The sequence below is a fragment of the Synechococcus sp. RedBA-s genome, from assembly GCF_024345495.1.
Classification (GTDB): Bacteria; Cyanobacteriota; Cyanobacteriia; order PCC-6307; family Cyanobiaceae; genus Regnicoccus_A.
The window spans coordinates 1-19,914 of the sequence record NZ_JAGQBF010000040.1; the positions used below are offsets into that span (position 1 = coordinate 1).

Genomic DNA, 19,914 nt, shown 5'->3' on the forward strand with positions numbered 1-19,914 from the left:
GGTTCAGGGGGCATGGGGGCGGGAGGGTGAGGCGGTGGCTCCGCCGTTGCCAGGGACGTAATCCCTAGGATGACTCAGCAGAATGCCGCCGAGTCGATGGCCACCGGGACCCTGGCGATGCCCGCCACCCCCAGCGCTGGCGTCTCAGCCGGCACCCTTCGCCACGGCCGCGGTCGTGGTTGCGTGATCACTCGCCGGGCCCTGTTCAGTGCCAGCCATCTCTATCGGTTGCCGGAGCTGAATGATGAGGAGAACAGCCGCCGTTTCGGCCGTTGCAGTCTTGCTCCTGGCCATGGCCACAATTACGAGCTGATCGTGGCCATGGCCGGCCCGCTCGATGGTGACGGCATGGTGCTCAACCTCTCCGATGTGAAGCACGCCATCCGTCGGGAGGTCACTGATCCCCTCGATTTCCGCTTCCTCAACGACTGCTGGCCGGAATTCGATCTGAGCCGGTCCGAGGGGCGCCTGCCCACCACCGAGGCCGTGCTCCAGGCGATCTGGACACGCCTGGCCCCGCACCTGCCGCTCGTCGGTCTGCGCCTCTACGAGCAACCCACTCTCTGGGCCGATGTCATCGGCAACCCCATGGAAGCTTTTCTGTCGATCCGCACCCACTTCGCCGCCGCCCACCGCCTGGCCCGCGAGGAGCTCTCCCTGAGCGAGAACGAAGCCATCTACGGCAAATGCGCCCGGCCCCACGGCCACGGCCACAACTATCTGCTGGATGTGACTGTGCGCGGGACGATCGATCCCCGCACCGGCATGGTCTGCGACCTTGCTCAGCTGCAGGGCCTGGTGAACGAGCTGGTGGTGGAACCCTTCGATCACACCTTCCTCAACAAGGACGTGGCCCACTTCGCCAGCTGCGTGCCCACCGCCGAGAACATCGCCCTGCACATCGCTGATCTGCTCAGCGCGCCGATTGCCGCCACCGGCGCTGCTCTGCACAAGGTGCGCCTGCAGGAGAGCCCCAACAACGCTGCCGAGGTGTTTGCTGAAACGCCTCTGCTCGACACCCGTCCGGCCGTGCTGGAGGCCCTGGCCAGCGCTTGAGCCTGCCGCAGCTGAGGCTGGTGCTGGCCATTAGCCTTGATGGCCGTCTCGCTCCAGCCCAGGGTGGTGCCGCCCAGCTGGGTGGCGCCGGTGATCGCGCTGCTCTGGAGGAGGCCTTGGCCTGGGCTGACGGCTGCCTGGTGGGGGCGGCCACGGTTCGCCTGCACCGCAGCACCTGTCTGATCCACCGCACCGAGCTGCTGGAGCGACGCCGCCTCGAAGGGCGCTCCCCCCAACCCATTGCCGTGGTGGTGAGCCGGGGCCGGGGCCTGGAGCCGTCGCTGCCGTTCTTCGGCCAACCGCTGGAGCGCTGGCTGCTCTCGCCAGGGCCAGCCCAGCCGGCCTTCGATGCTCACCTGGCCCTGGGCCCCTGGCGGGCCTCCCTGGCCGACCTGGGAAGGCGCGGCCTGCAGCGGTTGGTGCTGCTCGGTGGCGCTGAGCTGGCCACAGCCCTGCTGGCGGAGGGCTTGGTGCAGGAGCTGCAGCTGAGCCTCTGTCCGCTGCTGCTGGGGGGGGCTCATGGCTGGCTGACTCCCCTGGCTCCCGACCTCTCCGGCCAGAGCTGGCAGGCGCTGGAGCAGCGGCCCCTGGAGGGCGGTGAGCTGCTGCTGCGCTACCGCCGCTGTCCTAGTTCTGGGGCGAGAGGGGCAGCTTGAAGCGGCGCTGAAGGTCTTCCAGCGACACCTCCTTGAGGCTGTCTGCGGGTAGCCCCAGCAGCTTGGCGACGCAGCGCTTCACCACCACCTCGCTGTCGTCACCGAAACGGCCCCGGGCCAGCTCGCTGATCACTCCGAAGCTGCGCCCGCTGCTCTCGGCCTCCGCGATCAGGCAGGCACTGGCCGGTGCCGCCAGGCGGCGGCAGGGTTCCCTCAAGCTGCGCTCCAGGCTGGCCTGGCCGCCGGCGGCCGCGCTGATGCACACCTCGCTGAGCCGTCGCTCCAGCTGGGGCCGCATCAGCTGCAACACCGGCCCCAGCAGGCTGGCGGCAGCGGGGGTTGGGCTGAGCAGTCCGGTGGCCAGCGCCGCCCCCAGTGTCAGGAGTGCCGAGCCCAGGGGCGGCAAGCGGAGCAGTCGGTGCGCCATGCCGTTAGTTTTGCCCCTCGCTGTTGCGACCACGTGGTCCTCCGCCATGGCTGAGCTGCAGGCCCGCTGGCACCGGGCCATGACGGAGATTCCCCAGGAAGCCTGGCAGGCGCTCACGGGGCCCGCGGGTCTGCCCTTTTACAGCTGGCCCTGGCTCCATGCCCTGGAGCGCTCCGGCAGCATCGTGCCCCGCCAGGGCTGGCAGCCCTGTCACCTGAGCCTGTGGCGCCAGGACAGGCTGATTGCCGTGGCGCCGCTTTACCTCAAAGGCCACAGCTACGGCGAGTTCGTCTTTGATCAATCCTTTGCCCAGCTCGCCGGCCAGCTGGGGCTGCGCTATTACCCGAAGCTGGTGGGCATGAGCCCGATCAGCCCGGTGCAGGGCTATCGCTTTCACATCGATCCCGCTGAAGACGGGGCGGAACTCACGGCCCTGATGCTGGAGCTGATCGATCGCTTCTGCCTTGAGCAGCAGATTTTCAGCTGCAACTTTCTCTATGTGGATCCCCTCTGGCAGCCCTGGGCGGAGGCCGCCGGCTGTGCCACCTGGCTGAACCAGCAGAGCCTCTGGAGCAACGCTGGTTTCAGCTGTTTCGAGGATTATCTGGCTGGCTTCAATGCCAACCAGCGCCGCAACATCCGCCGGGAGCGGCGCTCGATCGCAGCGGCCGGTCTGCAGGTGACTCCGCTGGTGGGGGCTCAGATACCCGCCGCCATGCTCCAGCGCATGCATCACTTCTATGCGCAGCACTGCAGCCGTTGGGGGGCCTGGGGCAGCAAGTACCTCAGTGAGGAGTTCTTTCACGTGGATGCGATCGAGCTGCGGGAGCATCTGGTGCTGTTCAGTGCCCATCGGGGTGATCCGCTTGAGCCGGTGGCGATGTCGCTGTGCGTGCGCCAGGGCGATGCCCTCTGGGGGCGCTACTGGGGCAGCGATCAGGAGATCGAGAATCTACATTTCGAGGTCTGCTATTACGCCCCGATCGAATGGGCGATCGCTCAGGGGATCCGCGGCTTTGATCCAGGTGCTGGTGGCAGCCACAAGCGGCGCCGAGGTTTTCTGGCCCAGCCGCGGGCCAGCCTGCACCGCTGGCAGGATCCCGGCTTTGATCGACTGCTGCGCCGCTGGCTGCCCGAGGCCAATGCCCAGATGCTCGAAGAGATCGCGGCGGAGAATGCCGAGCTGCCCTTCAACCGCCGGGAGCTGCCCCTGGGCGCCTGCTGAGGCTGCTGCTTACGATCGGGCCATGGATCAGTCAGCCCCCGCCGCAACCTCTCCGTCGCCCAGCCCGTGGCCCCTGCAGGAGCGGTGTGCCCTCGACGAACGGCTGTCGCAACGCCCCATCGATCTCGATCCGGCCGGCTATGTGCTGATCAGCCTGGATCGAGAGCGCGGGGAGCTGGTGGCGGAGCTTTACAGCAACGGAATCAATGCCAGGGGTCTGGCCACCGATCCCGACAGCGGTGAAGTGCTCAGTTGCCGTGGCGGTGCACCCCGCCGGCCCGTGATGGTGTTTCGGGGCCGCACAGCCAAGGAGCTGGGCATTCAGTTCACTGAGGGGGCCAGCCCGGCGCCCATCAGCCGCCTGGATCACGCGCTTTACCTGGGCCGTGAGCTGCAGAAGGCCGAAGTTTCCCTGCTCTCCGGCGACTCCTACATCCAGGACTGATCAGCGTTGAACGGCCCGCCCCTTGAAGGTCAGACGTTCAAGCTGGCTGCAGTTCCCTCACTTCGGACGGGGCGGCAGGGGGCTCGGGAGGTAGCGACTGCAGCTGCTCCTGGATCTCCTCGGTGACGATGCTGCGGTACTCCATGAAGTGCTCGTTGTGGGCGAGCACCACCAGGAACTGCTCTAGCTGAGCGGGATTGGTGCGGGCCATGGCCAGCAGGTAACGCCAGAAGCGGCCGCGGGTGTCTCGGACCAGGCCCTGGCGCCAGATCACGATCAGCAGGGCGCGCACATCGGTCCAGCTGGGGATCTTGAAGCCGGAATGCTCGGGCTTGAGGAACGGGATCCAGCGGGGCTTGCCCACCTTGTGGTAGTAACTGAAGACCCGATCCATGTAGGCATTGGGTTCATAGAGGTTGCAGAAGGCCTCCACGTATTCGTTGGCGATGTCGCGGATCGGCCGGGTGGGCACGAAGTTGAGCAGATTCGTCTGATTCACGCCTTTGGCGTCCGCCTTGTCCTGGATCAGTCGGCCTTCCTTCTCCAGCCGGTGCCATAGGCCGGTGTTGGGCAGGGCCTGGAGCATGCCCATCATTGCCGCGGGAATTCCGGTGCGGGTCACGAACTCAACGATGCGGTTGCCAGCCCCGGTTTTTTCGCCGTCGAAGCCGATGATGAAGCCAGCCATCACCCGGATGCCGTAAGAGGTGATGCGATCGACGGATTCATCCAGGGAGCTGCGGGTGTTCTGCAGCTTGCGGGCTGTTTCCAGGCTCGCCTCATCGGGGGTTTCGATGCCGAGGAAGACGCTGTCGAAACGGCTCTCGGCCATCATCAGCATCATTTCGTCGTCGGAGGCCAGATCCACCGAGGCTTCGGTGGCGAAGCTGAAGGGATAGCCATGCTCGATCTGCCATTGCTTCAGCGCCGGCAGCAGCAATTTGGCGTTGCGCTTGTTCCCGATGAAGTTGTCATCCACCAGGAAGATGGAGCGCCGCCAGCCAAGGTCGTAGAGGTACTGCAACTCAGCGATCAGTTGCTCGGGATTCTTGGTGCGGGGCTTGCGTCCATAGAGCACGATGATGTCGCAGAACTCGCACTGGAACGGACAGCCCCGGGAGAACTGCACGCTCATCGAGTCGTAGGCGTCGAGCTCGAGCAGATCGAAGCGGGGAATGGGGGTGCCCGTCACATCGGGCTTTTTGCCCTCCGAGCTGAAGCGGCCCTGGCGCTCTCCGCGCTCCAGGGCCTCGATGAACATCGGCAGGGTGATCTCACCCTCATCGAGCACCTTGAAGTCGGCCAGTGCGATCTCTGGGGCATCGGGGGTGGAGCTGGCAAAGGGGCCTCCCACGGCCACGGGAAGGCCCCGCTGCTTGGCCTTGGCGATCTGGGCGGCCATGTCGGCCTTCTGCACGATCATTCCCGAGATGATCACCAGCTCGGCCCAGTTCCACTCGGCCTCGGTGACCTCGCGCACATTGCGGTCCACCAGCTTGAAGTCCCACTGCTGGGGCAGCAGGGCCGCCACGGTGACCATGCCAAGCGGCGGGAGCAGCACCTTGCGGTTGACGAGCTCGAGAATTTTCTCGTAGCTCCAGAAGGTTTTGGGGAACTCCGGGTAGACGAGCAGAGCGCGCATGCTGATCGGGTTCGTAGGACTGGGATGGACGGGGTTGGAGCCACGGGGCCGAAACGCCTGGCACCTCCCCAGCGTTGGTTGGGCGACAGCCTAAGGGCAACCCACGGCTGAAGGGTTGCTCTGCTCTAATGAGCTGGTTCTCTTTGCGTGCTGGCCATGGCGGCAGTTCTGTATCTGGCTCTGGTGGCCGCTGGACTGGTCACGGCCTTCCTGCTCTCCACCGTCCTACGCGGCATCAAGCTGATCTGAGTCCGCCGGATTCAGGCGCAGGCCCCAGCGGCTGCAGAGCTCCATCAGCCCCAACAGCAGCCCCACGCTGCCCATCAGGGCAAACGTGGCCGGCAGGCCCACTCTCAGGCAGAGCCCGGCGGCGATCAGACCGCTGAAGCCGCCCCCGCCGAGGAAGGCAATCTGGCCTAGCCCAGCCATGCGTCCGCGCAGTACCAGGGGGGCACCCACCTGCAGGATCAGGTTGCTGCCTGCCAGCAGACCGGCCGTACCCGCTCCGATCAGAAAGGTCATCGCCAGGCGGAAGGCCGTGGGTGCCGTCAGGGCCATGCCCAGCTGGGCCAGGCTGGTAAGTACCACGCAACTGCCCAGCAGCAGCGACGGCCGCTCGCTCAGCCATTGGCTACGGCGTTGCAACAGCAATCCACCGCCGATGCTGCCGGCCGCAAGCACACTGGTGAACCAGCCCAGGGCCTGGGGAGAGGGCCCCAGCACCTGGGCGGCGATCAAGGGGGCCAGGCCGGGGTGGAAGAACACCGCCAGGCAGGCCAGTCCGGTGAACACCACCACATGGCGAAGGCTGGCGCCACAGCCCCGCCAGGCACTGGCCAGGCTGGAGCCGATACCGCTGCCGCTGCGCTGCTCGGCGCTGAGGTCGGGCTGCAGCAGCCACAGCACCGTGGCGATCGGCAGCAGGTAGGAGGCCGCATCGATGCTCAGGGCCGTGGCTGGCCCCGTCATGGCCAGCAGCAAACCTCCGATGGGTGGCCCCACCAATTTGCCGACGTTGAACACCACCGAGAAGGAGGCGAGGTAGGGGGTCAGCTGGGCCGGCTCATCCACCAGCAGGGCGCAGTACTTGTTGCGGGCGGTGAGCTCAAAGGAGCTGGCCAGACCCACCAACAGGGTGCTCAGCAGCAGCAGGCTCACCTGGGCGGCTCCGGTGAGCCAGGGGATGGCCACGGCCCCCAGGGCTGCACCGGCCACCAGGCCCCACTGGGAGCGGATCAGCACCCGTTCGCAGCCGATTCGGTCGGTGAGCACTCCGGCACTGCCGCTGGCCAGCAGGCTCGGCATCGCCAGGGCGCCGAAGTGCAGGGCCAGCAGCAGTGGATTGCTGGTCTGGTTCATCAGGATCCAGCCCTTGGCGGTGAGCCCGGCGAAGGAGCCGGCGGTGCTCAGTCCCGAAGCGATCAGAAAGGTGGTGCGCTGATGACGGCGGATCCAGTGCCTCAACCGCGGCCCCCGCGGCCGGCCAGCGCCTCCTCCACCATCGCCTGGGCACCCACCACCTCGCCCTGGAGGTCGTAGGGGGTGGAGGCTGTAAGGCGCACCGGCACCATGGTGCCGGGAGAGGCACAGAGGCCGCCGGGGCCCGGGCTCACCCGCACTTCCCCGTCCACGTCGGGAGCGAAGCGGGCGCAACGGCCGATCATCTCGCCGCTGCTGGGGTTCTCCTGCTCGATCAGCACATCCACGATCCGCCCCACCCAGCGGGCATTGCGCTCGGCCGCGATCGGCTGTTGGGCGGCCATCAGGCGGTTGCGGCGCTCGATCGCCACTTCAGCCGGCACTGGATTCGGCAGATCCACCGCCGCGGTGCCGTCTTCCGGGGAGAAGCTGAACACCCCCACATGGTCGAAGCGCTGCTCCTCGACGAACCGGAGCAGGTGTTCGAACTGCTCCTCGGTTTCACCGGGAAAGCCGACGATGAAGGTGGTGCGCAGCACCGCATCGGGCAGCTGCTCGCGGATCCGGCCCAGCAGTTCGGTGGTGAGGTCGGTCTGCCAGGGGCGGTTCATCGCCCGCAGCACCTCGGGATGGCTGTGCTGCAGCGGCAGGTCCAGATAGGGCAGCACGTTGGGCACCTCCCGGAAGGCACGCAGTACCTCGGGCGTGAGGCCGGTGGGATAGGCGTAGTGCACACGGATCCAGGGGATCTCCACGTCCCCCAGGGCCCGCAGCAGCTGGGCGAGCTGGGGCTTGCCGTAGAGGTCGAGACCGTAGTTGGTGGTGATCTGGCTGATCAGGATCAGCTCCTGCACCCCCTGGGCGGCCAGCTGATGCGCCTCGGCCACGATCGATTCGATCGTGCGGGACCTCTGGTCGCCCCGCAGCCTGGGGATGATGCAGAAGGCGCAGCGGTAGTCGCAGCCTTCGGCCACCTTGAGGTAGGCAATGGCTTCGGAGGTGGTGCGGTAGCGGGGCAGGTGCTCATCACCCACGAAGGTGGGCACATCGCTCACCCGGTTCACCCGCTCACCGGCCTCCACCCTCTCCAGCACCTCGACGATGTGCTGGTAGTCGCCGGTGCCCACGATCGCGCGCGCCTCCGGCAGTGATTCCAGCAGTTCCTCGCGGAAATGCTGGGCGAGGCAGCCGGCGATGATCAGTTCCTTGCCCTGCTCCGCCAGTTCCACCAGGGTGCGCACCGATTCCTGGCGAGCGTCCTGGATGAAGCTGCAGGTGTTCACCACCACCACCGTCGCCTCGCGCTCATCCGCGCTGATGCCGTAGCCAGCCTCGGCCAGCAGCCCCAGCATGTGCTCGGTGTCGACCCGGTTCTTCTCGCAGCCCAGGTGGGCGAAGGCCACCGTTGGACGGCTGGCCCCTGGCTCCCCTGGGCGAACCGATCCTGCGGGGAAAGCTGCGCTGACGGGAGACATGGGTGCGGCGGCCGAAAACCTTGGCCGTGGGTCGAACCCCTGGGGCCAATCCGTCACCCTATGGGATATCCGGGTGCCATGGCCTGGCACCTTCTCCTTCCGCGGCCACCGCCATGCTCAGCCCAGGGTCCCGTTGGCGGCAGCTTTTCCCCCAGCCCTGCCCGCTGATCGGGGTGATCCACCTCGGTCCCCTGCCGGGCTCGCCGGGCTGGGCGGGGGATCTGGGGGCGCTGGAGGCCGCCGCCCTCGCCGATGCCGAGGCTTACCTCAGCGGAGGTGCTGATGGCCTGATCGTCGAGAACTTCGGCGATGTGCCCTTCTGGCGGGGCTCGGTGCCGCCGGAAACGGTGGCCGCCATGACCCGGCTGGCCCTGGCGGTGGTGGGGGCCAGCCAGCGGCCGGTGGGCATCAATGTTCTGCGCAACGACGCCCTGGCGGCCCTGGCGATCGCTCAGGCCAGTGGCGCCCGCTTCCTGAGGGTGAATGTGCTCAGCGGTGCCACCGTCACCGACCAGGGACTGATCGAGGGGGTGGCGGCCGAGCTGCTGCGCCGGCGCCGACTGCTGGGGGCCGAATCGGTGCGGATCCTGGCGGATGTGCTGGTCAAGCACGGCGCGCCCCTGGCGCCGTTGTCGATGGCGGAGGCGGTGAGCGACGTGCTCGAGCGCGGTGGTGCCGATGGGGTGATTGTCTCGGGTACCGGCACTGGCCGACCCACTGACCCTACGGACCTGGAGCAGGCCAGGGCCGCGGCAGGCGGGGCGCCGGTGCTGATCGGCAGCGGCGCCAGTGAACAGACGCTGCAGCGGTTTGCCCTGGCCTGCGACGGCGTGATCGCTGGCACGGCACTGAAGCGCAACGGCCTCATCTCGGCGCCGGTGGACCAGGTTCGGGTCTGTGCCCTGAAACGGCTGCTGCCACAATCGTCCCAGCTTCAGCCCCTGCCGTGACCTCCACCCGCTTGAGCAGTCGCCTCAGCAGCCGCCGCCGCGCCGACCCCGGACTGCGCTGGGTTTGTGTGGTGATGGCTGTTCTGGCCACGATCGGTGCCATCGACACCGGTGCGATCACCCTCAAGCGCTGGGGGTTGATCGGCCCCCTCAGCTGCCCCGGCGGCGCCGAAGGCTGCGACAAGGTGCTCAACAGCGCCTGGGGCAGCCTGTTCGGCCAGCCGCTCTCGCTCTTCGGTTTCCTTGCTTACACCACTGTGCTGGTGCTGGCGTTACTACCGCTGCTGCTCAAGGGCGAGGCCCGCTCGGCCATCGGCGAGCGCAGCTGGTGGGGGTTGTTCCTGCTCAGCGGCGGCATGGCCGTGTTCAGCCTGCTGCTGATGGGGCTGTTGGTGTTCAAGATCCAGGCCTTCTGTTTCTTCTGTGTGCTCTCGGCTGTGCTCAGCCTGAGTCTGTTCGTGCTCAGCCTCATCGGCGGCCAGTGGGACGACCGCGGCCAGCTGGTGTTTCGCGGGGTGCTGGTGGCCCTGCTGGTGGGCCTGGTGGGTCTGGGCTGGGCCGCCTCGGTGGATCGGCCAGCCGCCCTGGGCACCCGTGGCACGCCACCGCCCGTGGTCAGTGCCAGCACCCCGGCGAGCCTGGCCCTGGCGGAGCACCTCAGCCAATCCGGAGCGGTGATGTACAGCGCCTACTGGTGTCCCCACTGCCATGAGCAGAAGGAACTGTTCGGCAAGGAGGCCACCGCCAAGCTCAAGGTGATCGAATGCGCCGCCGATGGCGTCAACAATCAGAAGGCGCTCTGCGACAGCAAGAAACTCGAGGGATTCCCCACCTGGGAGATCAATGGCAAGCTGGATCCCGGCGTCAAGCCCCTCGCCCGACTGGCTGAATTGAGTGGGTTCAAGGGCTAGATCTGAGCTTGATCTCAGTTGAGCGGATCGCTTCACCGTGCCGCTGGAGTGAGTGGCGTTGCCAGAACGGCTGGGGGGCTGGGCAGTCCGTTCTGTAGTGTCCGCCGCGGCTCTCGCGTCGGAACAGGGCGGCCTCCACCAGCAGATCGGCCAGGGTGAGCAGCTGGCGCAGATCGTTGAGGGGGCGCAGTCTGCCGCCGCCGCCTGGCCCCAGGGGCAGCCGATCGCCCGGCTCGAGCCGGGCCAGGGCCTGGATCCAGGGCTGATCCTCCAGGGTCTGGCGCTGGTGGCGGATCAGGCGCAGGGCCTCCCCCAACTCCCGTCCCTGGCGCTCAACCCCCGCTACCCGCCAGCAGAGATGACGCAGCTGCTCGCTCTGGGCCACTGACTCGCTCTCCAGAGGCATGGCCTCAAGCAGCTGAGGGGGGCAGCCCATCGCTGCCGCCGCGGAGGGGGATTCCCAGGAGTGGGGCATGGGCTGCTGCTCCGAAACGGAGAGGTGGCGCAGCTGACCGGCAAAGACCAGGCATTCCATCAGCGAATTGCTGGCCAGGCGATTGGCGCCATGCACGCCCGTGCAGGCCACTTCCCCCACGGCGTAGAGGCCGGGAAGGTTGGTGGCGGCGTTCAGGTCGGTGTTGACACCACCCATCCAGTAGTGGGCGGCAGGGGCCACGGGGATCGGCCCCTCGCTGGGCTCCAGGCCCAGTTCACGGCAGCGGCGCAGGATTGTGGGGAATTGACGGTTCAGCCGCTCCTGTCCCACCGGGCGCAGGTCGAGCCAGAGGTGGTCGACGGCCTGAGTCTGCATCGTGCGCACCAAGGCACGGCTCACCTGATCACGGGGAGCCAGATCGCCACTGGCGAGGTTGGCAACCGGACTGTGGCCGTGGCTGTCGATCAGTCGGGCCCCCTCTCCGCGCACCGCTTCGGAGATCAGGAAGTGGGGAGCCCCCGGCAGCATCAGCGCGGTGGGGTGGAACTGAACGAACTCCAGATCACGGATGGCGGCCCCGGCCCGCCAGGCCATCGCCACCCCATCGCCGGTGGACTGGGAGGGATTGGTGGTCTTCTCGAACAGGTGGCCGCCGCCGCCGCTGGCCAGCACCACGGCGCCGGCCGCCAGCCAGCGCACCTGATCGTTCTCCAGCACCTGCAGCCCGAGGCAGCGGCCCTGCTCGACCCAGATCTTCAGGGCCATCAGCCCCTTGCGCTGCACCAGCCCCGGGCGGCGGAGCACCTCCCGCTCCAGGGCATCCACCAGGGCGCCGCCAGTGCGGTCCTGGGCGTGGAGCACCCGCCGGTGGCTGTGGGCGGCCTCGAGGGTGGTGCTCAGGCCAGGACCATCGCGGTCGAAGGCCATGCCCAGCTCCAGCAACCGTTCCACACAGGCGGGAGCCTGCCGCACCAGCAGATCAACGGCACCGGGATCACACAGTCCTGCCCCCGCCCGCAGGGTGTCGTCGCGGTGGCTCTCCAGGCTGTCCTCAGCCCGCGTGACCGCGGCGATGCCTCCCTGGGCCCAGCGACTCGCGGTTCGGGGACCGCGCTCCTTGCTGAGCAGCAGCACCTGCAGATGGCCGGGCAGCTCCAGACAGGCCATCAGCCCTGCGGCCCCGCCCCCCACCACCACCACATCCCAGCGCGCAGCCAGGGGTGGTCGGGGGCGGGGGGGCGAGGGCATACAGGGCCACGAAAAAAGCCGCCGGAGACCGACGGCTTTCGGAGGGTCGAGACTTTAGGGGGTCAGCGGTACACGCCCTGGTTGATGCGATCGTCGCCCTCATTGAGAGCGATTGAGGGCGGCGTCACCGTGAAATTGTCCTTGTACTTCTCGAACAGTTCCTTCTGCCGATCAGTCAGATCCAGGCCCAGAACGTCGTCGATTTCCTCGTAGGGACCGCCGATCACGATCTTGCTGGCCAGGGTCGGATACATGCCGGGGAACTGCTGGAAGCTGCGCACGGGGGAGTTGTTGAGATCCACCTTGCCCTGGCGGGCCGCGATCTTCTCATCGGCCACATTGCGCAGTTCCTCCGCCTGAACCGCCGGGGGCAGGAGCAGCGTGACCAGCAGGCCGGCCAGCAGCATGCCGCTCATCATCCAGGCAACCAGCCGTTTCATCGCAGTTCTCCGTGGTGTGGATCGGTGAGGATCGCCGTTGGATGCAGGCCTTGACTCGGAAGCTCTCCGAGCAGGGTCAGCGGCAACGCTACAGGCCGGATGGCGGATCAATCCCCACTGGGCCAATGCTTTTGCAGTTCTTCAATTCCCACTCCACGGCCTGGCAGCGCTTGCCTTCAGACCAGACCGCTCAGCTGGGGGCTGAGCAGGGCGGCGATCAGGAACAGACCGTCCACCAGCACTGTGGTCACCAGGGTGGCCGCGGCCAGGCGCCCGCCTGCTCCCGAGCCACGGCAGCGGCGCGCCAGCAGCGTCAGAGCCACGGCCAGTCCCAGCACCAGGGCCAGCGGAGCCGGCTGCAGCACCTGCAGGGCGGCCTGATGCAAGAGAGCTGGGGCCTCAGCGACCGGTGCGCTCAGCACCTGCGGCCAGAGCGGCATCACCCCGGTGAGGGCCATGGCCCCATCGGTGCAGGCGGTGCCCAGCAGTGAGGCCAGATAAAAGAGAGCGGCGTTGCGCCAGCGGCCGCTGAGCCCGGCCAGGGCCAGGGGCAGGGCGAAGGCTTCGATCGGCAGATGCCAGAGGGGATGCAGCCGGCACCATCCCCAGAACAGGCAACCGGCCAGCCAGCTGCCACTGAAGCCCACCAGCAGCGGCCCGAACCCCCGCCAGCGCCCAGGGCCCCGCCACTCCAGCAGCACACCGGTGGCCAGGATCACGGCTGTGAACAGGGTGGCGCTGCTGGGGTGCAGACGCACCCAGGGGGCCTGCAGGAACACGGGCACTACCACCAGGGCTGCAGCCAGTGCAGGCAGGGGGGCAGCCCCAGAGGCCTCCCGAGTGGTCTGTTCTGTGGTCGTGCCAGCGGGCTTGCGTGTAGCCCGCGATGGGGGCCAGGGAACGACAAGTGTCTCGGGGACCAGGGCGGTAGTGGCAGGAGTGGTGGCGGCCCCGATCACCTGGCTCTGTGAAGAAAGGTATGCAACCTTAAGGGACGCCGGTAAGGGAGCCACGGCCCAAGCAGGCATAGGGTCACTGGCTCTGCCGTGCCAAGCCACGCATGGGCTCCCCCCTTTCCGCCCCGGTTCCAGGTTTCCTTGAGGCCTGCTGGCACGCCCTGGTGCTCGGCATTCTCCAGGGCCTCACTGAATTTCTACCGATCAGCAGCACCGCCCACCTCAAGGTGGTGCCGGTGTTGCTCGGCTGGGGTGATCCGGGGGTGGCCGTCACCGCCGTGATCCAGCTGGGCAGTATCGCTGCGGTGCTGGTGTATTTCCGCCACGACCTTGCCGAAGTGCTGGCGGGGGTGAGCCGCGCCTTCCGCCATGGCAGTTGGGGGGATCCCTCCGCTCGGCTGGGGGTGGCCATGGCCATCGGCACCCTGCCGATCGTGCTGGCCGGACTGGCCATCAAGACGCTGTGGCCGACCTACGAGAGCTCACCCCTACGCAGCATCAGCTCGATCGCCCTGGTGTCGATCGTGATGGCCCTGCTGCTGGCCCTGGCCGAGCGGGTCGGTCGCCGCCAGCGGGATCTGCCCCAGGTGCGCCCCATCGATGGTCTGCTGGTGGGCATCGCCCAGGCCCTGGCTGTGATTCCGGGGGTGTCGCGCTCCGGCAGCACCCTCACCGCCTCGCTCTTCGATGGCTGGCAGCGGGCGGCGGCGGCCCGGTTCTCCTTCCTGCTTGGCATTCCGGCGATCACCCTGGCCGGACTGGTGGAACTGAAGTCGGCCTTTGCCAGCGGTGCCAGCCTCGGCCCGATCCCCCTGCTGATCGGCATTGCCTCAGCCGCTGGGGTGTCCTGGCTGGCCATTGCCTGGTTGCTGCGCTTCCTGCAGAACCACAGCACCTGGATCTTCGTGATCTACCGGCTCGCCTTCGGGCTGCTGCTGCTGCTCTGGGTCTGGCGGATGGGGCCCACCGCCAGCTGAAGCCATCAGCTAAAGCCGCCAGCTGGAGCCCCCGGCCGCCCACACTGGGGACCTCTGCTCCAAGTCTCTCCCGTGTGGAACGAACCCTCCGCAGGGCTGCCTCTGGCCCCTGTGGATTCAGCCCGCCAGCCCCAGCCCGCCGTGGTGGCCACGGTGGAGCCCGGATCGATCGGCGAGGAGCTGGGGTTCCAGCCGGGGGACCGGCTGATCAGTGTCAACGGTGTGCGGCCCCGCGATCTGATCGACCTGCAGGTGCTGGTGGGGGAGGAGGAGCTGTGCCTTGTGGTGGAGGACCCAGATGGCAGGCGCCATCAGGTGGAGCTGGAGAAGGACCCTGATGACGGCCTCGGGCTGGCCTTCACCGAGGCGCTCTTCGATGGCCTGCGCCAGTGCAACAACCACTGCTCCTTCTGCTTCATCGATCAGCAGCCCCCCGGCCGGCGCCAGAGCCTGTATGTCAAAGACGACGACTACCGACTGAGCTTTCTTTACGGCTCCTATCTCACCCTCACCAACCTCACGGCGGCGGACTGGCAGCGGATCGAGCAGCAGCGGCTCTCGCCCCTGTTCGTCTCTGTGCATGCCACTGACCCCGAGCTGCGTGGCAGGTTGCTGGTGAACCCACGGGCCGGACTGCTGCTCGATCAGCTGGACTGGTTTGCCGAGCGGCGGCTGCAGATCCATGCTCAGGTGGTGGTCTGCCCAGGGGTGAACGATGGCTCGGCCCTGGAGCGCACATTGCTGGATCTGGCCCGTTTCGGCTCCGGCGACTGGCCGGCGGTACTCTCCGCCGCCGTGGTCCCGGTGGGTCTGACCCGTTTCCGTCCCCCCGGAGATGGCCTGGTGGCGGTCGATCGCCCCTGCGCCCGGCGGGTGATCCAGCAGGTGGAACCGCTGCAGCAGCGGTTCCATGCGGCCCTCGGCAGCCGCTTGGCCTGGCTCTCCGACGAGTGGTATCTACTGGCCGGCCTTCCCTTGCCGGAGCGCGCCAGCTATGAGGATCTGCCCCAGCAGGAGAATGGCGTCGGCAGCATCCGTGCCTTCCTCGAAGCGCTGGATCTGGCCACCAGCCGCCTGCCCAGCCGCCTGAAGCTGCCCCGGCGCCTGAGCTGGGTCGTTGGGGGCCTGGTGGCCGAGGCCCTTGCTCCTGTGGTTGATCGCCTCAATACCGTTGAAGGGCTGTCCCTGCGGTTGCTCGGTCTGCCCAGTCCCTACTGGGGGCAGGAGCAGGTGGTCACCGGCCTGCTCACGGGCTCTGATCTGCTGGCGGGCCTGGAGGGTCAGGAGCTGGGGGACGAGCTCCTGCTCCCCTCGGTGATGCTGCGCCAGGGGGAGGAGGTGTTCCTTGACGATCTCAGACTGGAGGATCTTCGGCGTCGCTTGCCGGTACCGATCCGTCTGGTGCAGGGGGCGGATGATTTCGTGGCTGCCTGTCTCGGCAGCCAGTCCGCGGCTCTTTAAGCTCTGAACCAACCAATAGGTTTCGGTGTGCGGCGCTCCTTCCTTGCTTCGGCAGCCCTCACAGGGGTGGCGCTCTTTTCTGCTCTTCAGGCGGTGAGCCTGGCCCAAGAGACGGGCCCAGTGCCTGCCCCGGCGGAGTCAGCCCCTGTGCGCCCGCCCGAACCGGTACCGATTCCCCTGGCTCCGGAGGTGACCGGGAACCGGCCGAAATCGGATCCCACCGTTCTTCCGCCGGCCGCGACCAAACTGGAGCCAGGACTCCAGCCGCTGGCCTCTCCCCCCTCTCTGGCTCTGCCCACCAGGCCAGCTCAGGTCACCATTCAGCAACTGCGGCCCCTGGGCCTCCGGGAGGTGGAGACCCTGGCTGAGATCAACAATCCCAGCCTCAAGGCCGTGGGCTCCCAGGTGGATCAGGCCAAATCCAACCTGCGCGCCCAGATCTCCGCCTGGTATCCCAATATCAATCTCTCCACCGGGAGTGCCTTCCCGGCTCTCACCAACAGCTATCGGTTTCGCTACGACGCCGACGCCACCGGTCCCTTTGCCACGCCTGAGTCGCGGACCAAGGGGCAGACCCTTGGGGCCACCATGAACATCGGCATCAACTGGGACCTGATCAACCCCCAGCGCGTCCCCCAGATCTCAGCGGCCCGCGACCAGTTCGAGCAGGCCCAGAACCAATACCTGATCGCGCTTCGCGACCTGCGCCTTCAGGCGGCCCAGCGTTACTTCGACCTGCAGCTCGCCGATGAGGGGGTGCGCATCGGTCAGGAATCGGTGCGGGCGTCCTTGGTGAGTCTCAAGGACGCCCGAGCCAGATTTCAGGCTGGGGTCTCCACCAAGCTTGAGGTGCTCCAAGCGGAAACCCAGCTGGCCCGCGACCAGCAGTTGCTGACCAACTCCCTGGCGGATCAGTCGGTGGCACGCCGGGCGCTGGCCTCCCTGCTCGATCTTCCCCAGAACGTCACACCGACGGCCAAGGAGCCGGCCCGGGTGGTGGGCAGCTGGATGCCTTCGTTGCAGGAAAGCATCGTGGCGGCCTATGCCTTCCGTGAGGAGCTCGATCAGGTCATCCTGCAGATCTCCATCTCCAACAGCAACGCTAATGCGGCGATCGGCGCGGTTCAGCCCTTTCTCAGCATCGTGAATAACTTTGGCTGGGATCGCAGCAACGGCCAGAACGGGGTTCCGTCGGAGCAGTCGATCAACATGGGCAGTTACACCTACGGAGTCGACAACTCCATCGGCCTGAATCTGAGCTGGAATCTCTTTGACGGCGGCCGGGCCTCCGCCCAGTACCGCCAGCAGAAACAGGCGGCCGAGGAGCAGCGTTTCACCTTCGCCGACCGCCGCGATCAGATCAGGCTGGAGGTGGAAACCAGCTTCTATCTGCTGCTCCAGAACAATCGCGACATCACCACCACGTCCCGGTCGGTGATGTCCTCGCGCGAAGCACTACGGCTGGCCCGGCTGCGCTTCCAGGCGGGCGTCACCACCCAGCGGGAGGTGGTCGACAGTCAGCGAGACCTCACCCAGGCTGAGGTGAGCTACGCCCGCGCCGTCACCGACTACAACCGCCAGTTGGCCGCACTGAGACGCCGCACGGGCCTGGATCAGGTGGCCTTCTGCCAGAGGCCCACCCTCCCCTCCAGCAAGCCGGCCACCGATCCGACCACTCAGATTCCGATCGAGCCCCAACCGCTGCTGCCGGCCTGCCAGTCTGAGGTGCGTACGCCCGATGGGCGCGGTCCTCTCTCCCCCTAGAGAGCGCCCGACGGGGGATCAGCCCGGGGGATCGAAAGGCTTCGTTTCTCGAATCTTGCGCTCCACCATGGCCCTTACCAGCTCACAGCCCAGCCTCTCGATCGTCAGCACTGTCCGGCTGGGGCTGTTCCAGGGGAGCCTCGGTTTTCTGGCGGTGATCTTTGCCGGGATGCTGAATCGGGTGATGATCAGTGAGCTTGGATTTCCCGGACTGCTGGTGGGTGGAGCCCTGGCTTTCGAGCAATTCGTGGCCCCGTCCAGGATTCTCTTCGGCCAGCTCTCTGATACCCGACCCCTGGCGGGCCGTCACAGGACCCCGTACATCTGGCTGGGATCCGCACTCTTCTGCGGGCTGGCGATGCTGGTGGTGCCGGTGGTCTTCCGGCTCGCCGCGGCCCGGGAGCTGGGGGATGAAGCCGCCATCACTCTGGGCACTGTCTTGATGTGCGCTCTGTTTGCCGCCTATGGGCTGGCGGTTTCGATGGCTGCCACCCCGTTCCTGGCCCTGGTGATCGACCGCACCCATGAGCGGGAGCGCCCCCGTGCCGTGGGGATCATCTGGTGCATGCTCACCGTGGGCATCGTGGTCGGGGCGGTGGTGATCTCCCGCAGCCTCAGAGGACTCGATGGGGTCACCGACCCACTGGTGCTGGAGGAGGTGCTCTCCAGGTTCATGGTGAGGGCCGCCCTGGCGGTGATGGGTCTCACCTTGCTGGCCACCTGGGGCATCGAGCCCGCCGTGACGGCCAGCACCAGGGCTGCAGGCGCATCCACCAGTCCGGCGCGTGAGGACGGGATCTCCATGGCTCAGGCCTGGCGCCTGATCACCTCCAGCCGGCAGGTGGCGGTGTTCTTCCTGTTTCTGGTGCTCTTCACCCTGGCCCTGTTCATCCAGGACCCGATCCTGGAGAGCTATGGCGCCGACGTGTTCGCCATGCCGATTGCCGCGACCGCCTCTCTGAATGCCTTCTGGGGGGTCGGCACCCTGCTCGGCCTGGTGCTGGCGGGTTGGTGGATCGTGCCCAGGCTGGGAAAGTTCGCCACGGCCCGGCTCGGCTGTCAGTTGATCCTGGCCTCGATGGTTCTGCTGATCCTCACTGGACTTGTGGGTGAGGTCCCCTTACTTCAGGCAGTGCTGTTGCTGTTCGGACTGGCTTCGGGAATCGGCACCAACAGCGCCCTATGTCTGATGCTCGATCTCACCCTGCCGGAGGCCGCAGGCACCTTCGTGGGTGTGTGGGGCCTGGCCCAGGCCTTCGCTCGCGCTTCGGCCAAATTGATCGGCGGCGGATTGCTGGATCTGGGTCGTGCCATCATCCCCGGCCAGGGACCTTTCCTTCCCTATGCCCTGGTCCTCGGGACGGCCGCGTTGATCGCCCTGGCGGCCCTGCGGGTGCTGGTCGCCGTCAATGTCCACCGTTTCCGTGACGACACCACCAGGCAGCTGACCCAGGTCCTGACCACCGAACTCGGATGACTGCCACCTTTCCCGCCATTCCATCCGAGGCTCTGAGGCTCACGGATCTGCTCGATGCCGTTGCAGAGCGGCAACGCAGGGATTTTGGCCACATGGCTTCGGAAGCGAAGGCCGACGGCAGCCTGATCACCGCCTGTGACCGCTGGAGCGATGAAGCCCTGGTGCAGGGGCTTGGCCAGCTCTATCCCGGTGAGGGGGTGCTGAGCGAAGAGGGGCGCAAGTTGGTGCCCTCCTCCTCCGCCTACTGGGTAGTGGACCCCCTCGATGGCACCACCAACTTCGCCGCCGGGATTCCCTACTGGGCGATCTCCATGGCCCGCTTTAAAGGTGGTGTGCCGGTGCTGGCGGTGCTGGATGTGCCTCCCCTGCGCCAGCGGATCATCGCGGTGCGCGGCGTGGGCGCCTGGCGTAATGGCAACCCACTGACACCTCCGGGCAACGAGGCCCAGGCCGCTGGCTGCGCCTCGCTCTGTAGCCGCTCGATCGGTGTGCTGCAGAAGCTGCCTGATCAGCGCTTCCCCGGCAAGATCCGCCTTCTGGGGGTGGCCAGCCTCAACCTGGTCAGTGTGGCCATGGGTCAGACCGTGGTGGCCCTGGAGGCCACCCCCAAGATCTGGGACCTGGCGGCGGCCTGGCTGGTGCTGAGTGAATTGCACTGCCCCCTGCGCTGGCTGGTGCGCAGCCCTGAGCAGCTGATCCCCGGCGACGACCATGGCAGCACAGATTTTCCGGTGCTTGCCGCCAGCAGCCCCGAGGCCCTCGAGCGCTTCATGCCCTGGGCAGAGGCGCTCCTTCAAGGCTGATCTGAAGTGCTGGCGACTTGTGTGGTATGTTTTTGGACTGCGCGTGAGCCGGAAGGCGAGCGCTGCAGGGCTTACACAAACGAGGGAGGCGAAAGCCGACCAACGATGTTGTAAGTTTCCAAAGCGGTCGGGAGACCACCGCGAAC

The 19,914-nt window shown here is 67.1% G+C and carries 19 protein-coding genes; 12 read left to right on the forward strand and 7 right to left on the reverse strand.

Features of this window, described 5'->3' with window-relative positions:
- Nucleotides 1-117 precede the first annotated feature (117 nt).
- Together KBY67_RS13160 and KBY67_RS13165 are read left to right on the forward strand one after the other, a co-directional pair.
- Complete coding sequence (locus tag KBY67_RS13160; protein WP_255111543.1) at nt 118-1,056, forward strand: 6-carboxytetrahydropterin synthase; 939 nt, start codon at nt 118-120, stop codon at nt 1,054-1,056.
- Entirely contained in the window at nt 1,053-1,712 is a 660-nt protein-coding gene (locus KBY67_RS13165) for a dihydrofolate reductase family protein (protein WP_255111525.1), read from the forward strand. Before KBY67_RS13160 ends, KBY67_RS13165 begins: the two co-directional genes overlap by 4 nt.
- On the opposite strand, the gene KBY67_RS13170 is transcribed toward KBY67_RS13165, so the two are convergent.
- A complete protein-coding gene (locus KBY67_RS13170) occupies nt 1,684-2,187 on the reverse strand; it encodes a hypothetical protein (protein WP_255111526.1) in 504 nt (167 codons plus the stop codon). The genes KBY67_RS13165 and KBY67_RS13170 overlap by 29 nt on opposite strands.
- Here KBY67_RS13170 and KBY67_RS13175 point away from each other — a divergent pair.
- Both KBY67_RS13175 and KBY67_RS13180 read left to right on the forward strand, forming a co-directional pair.
- Nucleotides 2,186-3,364 (forward strand): GNAT family N-acetyltransferase, encoded by a 1,179-nt coding sequence (locus tag KBY67_RS13175; protein ID WP_255111527.1) that lies wholly within the window; start codon nt 2,186-2,188, stop codon nt 3,362-3,364. The genes KBY67_RS13170 and KBY67_RS13175 overlap by 2 nt on opposite strands.
- Nucleotides 3,365-3,386: 22 nt before the next feature.
- Nucleotides 3,387-3,809, forward strand: a complete 423-nt coding sequence (locus KBY67_RS13180; RefSeq protein WP_255111528.1) for a DUF4346 domain-containing protein — start codon at nt 3,387-3,389, stop codon at nt 3,807-3,809.
- Between the two features lie 37 nt (nt 3,810-3,846).
- Here the strand turns inward: KBY67_RS13180 and KBY67_RS13185 are convergent, their stop codons facing one another.
- Complete coding sequence (locus tag KBY67_RS13185; protein ID WP_255111529.1) at nt 3,847-5,451, reverse strand: B12-binding domain-containing radical SAM protein; 1,605 nt, start codon at nt 5,449-5,451, stop codon at nt 3,847-3,849.
- A gap of 156 nt (nt 5,452-5,607) precedes the next feature.
- On the opposite strand from KBY67_RS13185, the gene KBY67_RS13190 reads away from it, so the two are divergent.
- Nucleotides 5,608-5,700, forward strand: coding sequence for a cytochrome B6 (locus KBY67_RS13190; RefSeq protein WP_156776723.1), 93 nt, complete (start codon nt 5,608-5,610; stop codon nt 5,698-5,700).
- Here the strand turns inward: KBY67_RS13190 and KBY67_RS13195 are convergent.
- Both KBY67_RS13195 and rimO read right to left on the reverse strand, forming a co-directional pair.
- On the reverse strand, nt 5,677-6,915 hold the full coding sequence (locus tag KBY67_RS13195) for an MFS transporter (protein ID WP_255111530.1): 1,239 nt from the start codon (nt 6,913-6,915) through the stop codon (nt 5,677-5,679). The genes KBY67_RS13190 and KBY67_RS13195 overlap by 24 nt on opposite strands.
- A complete protein-coding gene (gene rimO, locus KBY67_RS13200) occupies nt 6,912-8,345 on the reverse strand; it encodes a 30S ribosomal protein S12 methylthiotransferase RimO (RefSeq protein ID WP_255111531.1) in 1,434 nt (477 codons plus the stop codon). The genes KBY67_RS13195 and rimO overlap by 4 nt, the downstream gene beginning before the upstream one ends.
- 113 nt (nt 8,346-8,458) lie before the next feature.
- On the opposite strand from rimO, the gene KBY67_RS13205 reads away from it, so the two are divergent.
- Nucleotides 8,459-9,295, forward strand: a complete 837-nt coding sequence (locus KBY67_RS13205; protein ID WP_255111532.1) for a BtpA/SgcQ family protein — start codon at nt 8,459-8,461, stop codon at nt 9,293-9,295.
- A complete protein-coding gene (locus tag KBY67_RS13210) occupies nt 9,292-10,206 on the forward strand; it encodes a vitamin K epoxide reductase family protein (protein ID WP_255111533.1) in 915 nt (304 codons plus the stop codon). Before KBY67_RS13205 ends, KBY67_RS13210 begins: the two co-directional genes overlap by 4 nt.
- On the opposite strand, the gene nadB is transcribed toward KBY67_RS13210, so the two are convergent.
- The 3 genes from nadB to KBY67_RS13225 form a co-directional block, all read right to left on the reverse strand.
- Nucleotides 10,196-11,890 (reverse strand): L-aspartate oxidase, encoded by a 1,695-nt coding sequence (nadB, locus tag KBY67_RS13215; RefSeq protein WP_255111534.1) that lies wholly within the window; start codon nt 11,888-11,890, stop codon nt 10,196-10,198. The two genes, KBY67_RS13210 and nadB, sit on opposite strands and share 11 nt — an antisense overlap.
- Before the next feature lie 62 nt (nt 11,891-11,952).
- On the reverse strand, nt 11,953-12,330 hold the full coding sequence (gene psbU, locus KBY67_RS13220) for a photosystem II complex extrinsic protein PsbU (RefSeq protein ID WP_255111535.1): 378 nt from the start codon (nt 12,328-12,330) through the stop codon (nt 11,953-11,955).
- Between the two features lie 176 nt (nt 12,331-12,506).
- Nucleotides 12,507-13,145 carry a DUF3120 domain-containing protein gene (locus KBY67_RS13225; protein ID WP_255111544.1) on the reverse strand — a complete coding sequence of 213 codons (639 nt, stop codon included), beginning with the start codon at nt 13,143-13,145 and terminating at the stop codon, nt 12,507-12,509.
- A 245-nt stretch (nt 13,146-13,390) separates the two neighbouring features.
- Here KBY67_RS13225 and KBY67_RS13230 point away from each other — a divergent pair, with 245 nt between their 5' ends.
- The 5 genes from KBY67_RS13230 to KBY67_RS13250 all read left to right on the forward strand — a co-directional run bounded on the left by KBY67_RS13230 (nt 13,391) and on the right by KBY67_RS13250 (nt 19,768).
- Nucleotides 13,391-14,263 (forward strand): undecaprenyl-diphosphate phosphatase, encoded by an 873-nt coding sequence (locus tag KBY67_RS13230; protein ID WP_255111537.1) that lies wholly within the window; start codon nt 13,391-13,393, stop codon nt 14,261-14,263.
- A 72-nt stretch (nt 14,264-14,335) separates the two neighbouring features.
- Nucleotides 14,336-15,724 (forward strand): TIGR03279 family radical SAM protein, encoded by a 1,389-nt coding sequence (locus KBY67_RS13235; protein WP_255111538.1) that lies wholly within the window; start codon nt 14,336-14,338, stop codon nt 15,722-15,724.
- 147 nt (nt 15,725-15,871) lie between these two features.
- Nucleotides 15,872-17,488: a TolC family protein gene (locus KBY67_RS13240; RefSeq protein ID WP_255111540.1), complete on the forward strand. Its 1,617-nt coding sequence runs from the start codon at nt 15,872-15,874 to the stop codon at nt 17,486-17,488.
- A complete protein-coding gene (locus KBY67_RS13245; protein WP_399214479.1) occupies nt 17,463-18,965 on the forward strand; it encodes a BCD family MFS transporter in 1,503 nt (500 codons plus the stop codon). The genes KBY67_RS13240 and KBY67_RS13245 overlap by 26 nt, the downstream gene beginning before the upstream one ends.
- Complete coding sequence (locus tag KBY67_RS13250; RefSeq protein ID WP_255111542.1) at nt 18,962-19,768, forward strand: inositol monophosphatase family protein; 807 nt, start codon at nt 18,962-18,964, stop codon at nt 19,766-19,768. The genes KBY67_RS13245 and KBY67_RS13250 overlap by 4 nt, the downstream gene beginning before the upstream one ends.
- Nucleotides 19,769-19,914: the final 146 nt, after the last annotated feature.